5 protein-coding genes are annotated in these 5,512 nt (G+C 64.5%); 4 read left to right on the top strand and 1 reads right to left on the bottom strand.

Going from position 1 to position 5,512, the window contains the following annotated elements; genetic code table 11:
• The 4 genes from RMQ73_RS01375 to RMQ73_RS01360 form a co-directional block, all read left to right on the top strand.
• Nucleotides 1-193 (top strand): riboflavin kinase (locus tag RMQ73_RS01375; protein WP_310496177.1); only part of this gene is annotated, 193 nt, incomplete at its 5' end.
• A 46-nt stretch (nucleotides 194-239) separates the two neighbouring features.
• The gene (gene ileS, locus RMQ73_RS01370; protein ID WP_310496176.1) at nucleotides 240-3,155 is read left to right on the top strand and encodes an isoleucine--tRNA ligase; all 2,916 of its coding nucleotides are present in this window, start codon (nucleotides 240-242) and stop codon (nucleotides 3,153-3,155) included.
• Nucleotides 3,148-3,657, top strand: coding sequence for a signal peptidase II (gene lspA, locus RMQ73_RS01365; protein WP_310496175.1), 510 nt, complete (start codon nucleotides 3,148-3,150; stop codon nucleotides 3,655-3,657). The genes ileS and lspA overlap by 8 nt, the downstream gene beginning before the upstream one ends.
• On the top strand, nucleotides 3,650-4,072 hold the full coding sequence (locus RMQ73_RS01360) for a DUF3035 domain-containing protein (RefSeq protein ID WP_310496174.1): 423 nt from the start codon (nucleotides 3,650-3,652) through the stop codon (nucleotides 4,070-4,072). The genes lspA and RMQ73_RS01360 overlap by 8 nt, the downstream gene beginning before the upstream one ends.
• A 9-nt stretch (nucleotides 4,073-4,081) precedes the next feature.
• Here RMQ73_RS01360 and RMQ73_RS01355 read toward each other — a convergent pair.
• Nucleotides 4,082-5,512: helicase HerA-like domain-containing protein (locus RMQ73_RS01355; RefSeq protein ID WP_310496173.1), on the bottom strand; the 1,431-nt coding region annotated here is incomplete at its 5' end.

Here is a 5,512-nt window from a genome sequence, read left to right as displayed (position 1 = left end):
CCCGATGATCGAGCCGGCTGTGGAATTGCTCGAAACCTGGTTGATGGACTGGAGCGGCGATCTGTACGGGCAGGAAATCGGTGTCGAGCTGGCCGCGTTTTTGCGCCCCGAAATGAAGCTGCCGGGGCTGGAGGCGCTGATGGTGCAGATCGCCGCTGACGCCGCTGCTGCCCGCGCCGCACTGAACGCGTGACTAATGCGTGACTCTGGCGGGCTTCACCCGCTAGAGCGTGCCCATCATGACCGATTATCGCCCCACCGTATTCCTGCCGGCAACCGACTTTCCGATGAAGGCCGGCCTGCCGCAGAAGGAACCGCAAATTCTGGCCAAATGGCAGGCCGATGGCCTGTACGGCCAGGTCCGCGCCGCGCGGGCGGGGCGGGAAAAATTCATCCTGCATGACGGCCCGCCCTATGCCAATGGCGACATGCACATCGGCCATGCGCTGAACCATATCCTCAAGGACACGGTCGTCCGCACCCAGACGCTGATCGGCAAGGATGCGCCCTATGTGCCCGGCTGGGACTGCCATGGCCTGCCCATCGAATGGAAGATCGAGGAAGCGTACCGCGCCAAGAAGCAGAACAAGGACGATGTGCCGGCGGTGGAATTTCGCAGCCAATGCCGCGCCTATGCCCAGACATGGGTGGACACGCAGCGCGAACAGTTGAAGCGCCTGGGCATCAACGGCAATTGGGACCAGCCCTATCTGACAATGGATTTCCAGGCCGAGGCGACCATCGTGTCGGAACTGCTGAAATTCGCGGAATCCGGGCAATTGTATCGCGGCGCCAAGCCGGTGATGTGGTCGCCGGTGGAAAAAACCGCGCTGGCCGATGCCGAAGTCGAATATGCGGACGTGGTATCGACGCAGATCGATGTGGCGTTCGAGATTGTCGAAGCGCCCAATGCGCCGGAACTGGTGGGGGCTTACGCCGTCATCTGGACGACGACGCCATGGACGATTCCGATGAACCAGGCTTTGGCTTATGGGCCGGAGGTTGAATATGCGTTGGTCGAAATTTTGGCCTTGGAAGAGGGCGGGGCAGTCGGTCGCTTCCTCGTTGCCAGCAAGTTAGTTGACGAGTTTGTTGAACGGGCAGGCCAAAACCTCGCGCCTGTGGTTGGTCATAGAATTGCTTGGGCTGGTCATAGCTCCGCCCTAGCCGGCGCCAAGGCCCTCCACCCCATGGCCAACCATTTCCGTCATCCCCGCGAAGGCGGGGATCCATCTCCCGCCAGCGCCGACGGGTCGGCAATGGACACCCGCCTTTGCGGGAGTGACGGTGAGGGCGGGGCGAGCAGCGGCACCGACAATTTCTACCCCCGCCTGCGCCCCTTCCTGCCCGGCGATTTCGTCACCACCGACACCGGCACCGGCCTTGTCCATATGGCGCCCGATCACGGCGAGGACGATTTCGCGCTGTGCAAGGCGCACGGCATCAATCCGGTGTTCGCCGTGGAAGGCGATGGCCGTTACCGCGCTGACTGGCTGTGGCTGGGCGGCGAGGCGATGAACGTCATCAACCCGAAATTGAACGCGCCCGAAGGCCCAATCTGCACGGCGCTGCGCGAAGCCGGCGCGCTACTGTCGGCGGCCGATTTCAAGCACAGCTATCCGCATTCTTGGCGTTCCAAGAAAAAGGTGATTTTCCGCTGCACGCCGCAGTGGTTCATCCCCATGGATCAGCCAAGGGACGAGGGTGACACGACCCTGCGCCAGACCGCCATCGATGCCATCGCGAACACGCGCTTCATCCCCGAAAAGGGCCGCAACCGCATCGGCGCCATGGTCGAGCAGCGCCCCGACTGGGTCATCAGCCGCCAGCGCGCCTGGGGCGTGCCGATCACGCTGTTCGTGGACCGCAAGACCGGCGAATATCTGGTCGACCCGGTCATCAACGCCGGCATCGTCGCGGCGTTCCGGCAAAAGGGCGTCGATGCCTGGACGCCCGAACTCGCCGCCGAACTGCTTGGCGACCGGGTGGACGATTACGAACAGATCACCGACATTCTCGATGTCTGGTTCGACAGCGGCTGCACCCATGCCTTTGTGCTCGAATCGGGCCGCTGGCCGGAACTCAGCTGGCCGGCCGACCTGTATCTCGAAGGCAGCGACCAGCATCGCGGCTGGTTCCAGTCGTCGCTGCTACAAAGCTGCGGCACGCGCGGCCGCGCGCCCTTTGACGCCGTCCTGACCCATGGTTTCACCATGGACCAGTCGGGCCGCAAGATGTCCAAGTCCGAAGGCAATACCGTCAATCCACTCAAGGTGATGGAAACCCACGGCGCCGATATCATCCGGCTATGGGCGCTGACGGTCGATTTCACCGAGGATCACCGCATCGGTGATGAAATCCTCAAAGGCGTGTCCGACCAGTATCGCAAGCTGCGCAACACCTTCCGCTATCTGCTGGGCGCGTTGGACGGTTTCAGCGACGCCGAACGTGTGGCGCCGGCGCAAATGCCGGAACTGGAACGCTGGGTGCTGCACCGGTTGGCGCAGATCTCGGCGCAGCTGCGCGCCGCCATCGATGCCTATGATTTCAACGCTTATGTCAGCATCATCAGCGACTTCGTGAATGCCGATCTGTCGGCCTTTGCCATGGATGTGCGCAAGGACAGCCTGTATTGCGATGCCGCCACCGACCTGCGCCGCCGCGCCTGGCGCACGGTGCTGGATATCGTGTTCGACGCGCTGACCCGCTGGTTGGCGCCGGTGCTGGTGTTTACCGCCGAGGAAGTCTGGCAGATGCGGTTTCCGGGGGCGTCGGTGCATCTGAGCGACTGGCCAGCCATCGATGCGGGCTGGGTGGACGAGGCACTGGGCGCCCGCATGGCCATGCTGCGCACCGTGCGCGAGGCAGCTTATCTGCCGCTTGAGGCCATGCGCCGCGACAAGGCCATCGGCAGCTTCCTCGAAGCCAGCATCACCATCGAGACCAGCGATGAGGACCGTTTCATGGCATTGCAAGGCAGCGACCTGGCCGAGCTGCTGCTGGTCAGCGAAGTGCATGTGGTGAAGGGCGCCAGCGACGCCGTGACGGCCGCCAAGGTCGATCACGCCAAATGCGCCCGTTGCTGGCGGCATTTGCCCGATGTGAACGCCGAATCCGATCTGTGCGGCCGCTGCGATACGGTGCTGCATGGCTGAGATGGCGCCCACCCTGTCCAACCCTCTGGCGCGGCTTGGCTTTGCCGTTGCGGCGCTGGTGCTGGTCATCGACCAGGTGTCGAAATACTGGGTGCTTGAGGTCATTCACCTGCCGCTGCGCGGGTTCATCGATGTGGCGCCGTTCTTCCGCCTGACATTCGTGGGCAATGTCGGCGTGTCGATGGGGCTGTTTGCCGGCGGCAGCGAAGTGTCGCGCTGGGTGCTGACCATTGTCACCGCCGGCATCGCCGTTGCGGTCGCGCTTTGGCTGGCGCGGGAACGGCAGCAGGCGGAATCGCTGGCGCTGGCGCTGGTGCTGGGCGGCGCGCTGGGCAACATCGTCGACCGGCTGCGGTTCGGCTATGTCGTCGATTTTCTGCATTTCTTCTGGGGCGCGCACAGTTTCTGGGTGTTCAATGTCGCGGATGCAGGCATTAGTCTGGGTGTTGTGATATTGCTGGGTCGCGCGCTGATGGCGCCAAAGGACAAGTCTGATGCGTAACATTGCGATTTTGATGATCTGCGGCGCCGTGTTGAGCGCTTGTGGCGGCAAGGGCGGGCTGGCCGGGCGCGGCCCCGACGAGATGGCGATTTCGCGCAATGCGCCGCTGGTGGTGCCGCAGGATTTCGCGCTGGCGCCGCCCACGCCGGGCGCACCGCGCGCCGCCGGCATCGATGCCCAGGCATCGGCCATGGAGGCGCTGTTCGGCCCCGGCGTGAAACCGCCGACCCGCAGCCCGGCCGAACAGCAGCTGCTCGACCGCGCTGGCGCCGCCGGCACCGACCCCGCCATCCGCAGCCAGGCCGGCGACCCCAAGACCAACACCGTCAACAAGGGCGCGTTCCTACGCGAAGTGATCGATGCGCCGGCCGCCGTGCGCGACGTCAATCTTGCGGATGTGAAGATCCCCGGCTGAGGGTTTTTGCTACTTCAGCAGGCTGCCCAACAAGCCGCGAATCAATGACCGGCCAAGACCGCCGGTAATCTGCCGGGTGATGCTGTTGGCTGCGGTGCGGGCAGCCGATTCCAGCACCTTTTCGGTGGCACTTTTCGGCTTGGGCCGGGCATCGATGCGGGCTTGCGCCGCCTCGGCCCTGATGCGCGCCGCATCGACGCGGGCCTGTTCGCGCGCAGCTACGGCAGCGGCCTTGGCGGCTTCGGCGTCGGCTTTCGCCTGGTCGGTCGCGGTTTTTTCGGCCCTCGCCTTGGCGGCCTGCTCACCCTGACGCGCGCCCAGCAGTTCGGCAGCCGATTCGCGGTCGATGGCCTCGTCATATTTGCCGGCCAACGGCGAGGCGTTGATGCAGGTGGCGCGCTCTTCGGCGGTCAGCGGCCCGACCCGGCTGCGCGGCGGCGCGATCAGCGTGCGTTCCACCGGTGACGGCGCACCATCGAGTTGCAGCAGCGAAACCAGCGCCTCGCCGACCTTGAGTTCGGTGATCGCCGTGGCGACATCGAGTTTGGGATTGGCGCGGAAGGTTTCCGACGCGGCCTTGATGGCGCGCTGGTCGCGCGGCGTGAAGGCACGCAGCGCGTGCTGGACGCGGTTGCCCAGTTGGCCGGCGACTTTTTCGGGGATGTCGATCGGGTTCTGGCTGATGAAATAGACGCCGACGCCTTTCGACCGCACGAGCCGCACCACCTGTTCGACCTTGTCCATCAGTGCATCGGGCGCCTCGTCGAACAGCAGATGCGCCTCGTCGAAAAAGAACACCAGCTTGGGTTTGGCCGGGTCGCCGATCTCCGGCAGCGTCTCGAACAGTTCCGACAACAGCCACAGCAAGAACGTGGCATACAGGCGCGGGGACTGCATCAGCTTGTCGGCGGCAAGGATGTTGACCTGGCCCCGGCCCTTGGCGTCCACCGCGATGAAATCATTGATATCGAGCGCCGGCTCACCGAAAAAATGCGCGCCGCCCTGCGATTCGAGGCTGAGCAACTGGCGCTGGATGGTGCCGATGCTGGCCTTGGTGACATTGCCGTAACGGCTGGCCAGGTCGCCGGCATTTTCGGCGCAATAGGCCAGCATCGCCTGCAGATCTTCCATGTCGATCAGCGCCAGGCCCTGGTCATCGGCATAGCGGAACGCGACCGTCAGCACGCCTTCCTGCGTTTCGTTCAGGCCCATCAGCCGCGCCAGCAGCAGCGGACCCATTTCGGTGACCGTGGTGCGGATCGGGTGGCCCTGCTCGCCGTACAGGTCCCACAGCACGACGGGGCAGGCTTCATAGTCATAATCGGTCATGCCGATTTCGGCGGCGCGCTTGCCAGTCCAGGCGGCGGCGTCGCTGCCCTTCATCGCCATGCCGGCAATGTCGCCCTTCACGTCCGACAAGAACACCGGCACGCCTTCGCG

Source organism: Sandarakinorhabdus sp., assembly GCF_031430775.1.
Classification (GTDB): domain Bacteria; phylum Pseudomonadota; class Alphaproteobacteria; order Sphingomonadales; family Sphingomonadaceae; genus Sandarakinorhabdus.
Note: the sequence above shows the minus strand (reverse complement) of the source record. Positions and strands in the feature narration are given on the sequence as shown.

Coding starts and splice junctions, on each gene's coding strand:
- RMQ73_RS01360 (WP_310496174.1), top strand. CDS start 3,650: ATGCGTAACATTGCGATTTTGATGATCTGCGGCGCCGTGTTGAGCGCT.
- ileS (WP_310496176.1), top strand. CDS start 240: ATGACCGATTATCGCCCCACCGTATTCCTGCCGGCAACCGACTTTCCG.
- lspA (WP_310496175.1), top strand. CDS start 3,148: ATGGCTGAGATGGCGCCCACCCTGTCCAACCCTCTGGCGCGGCTTGGC.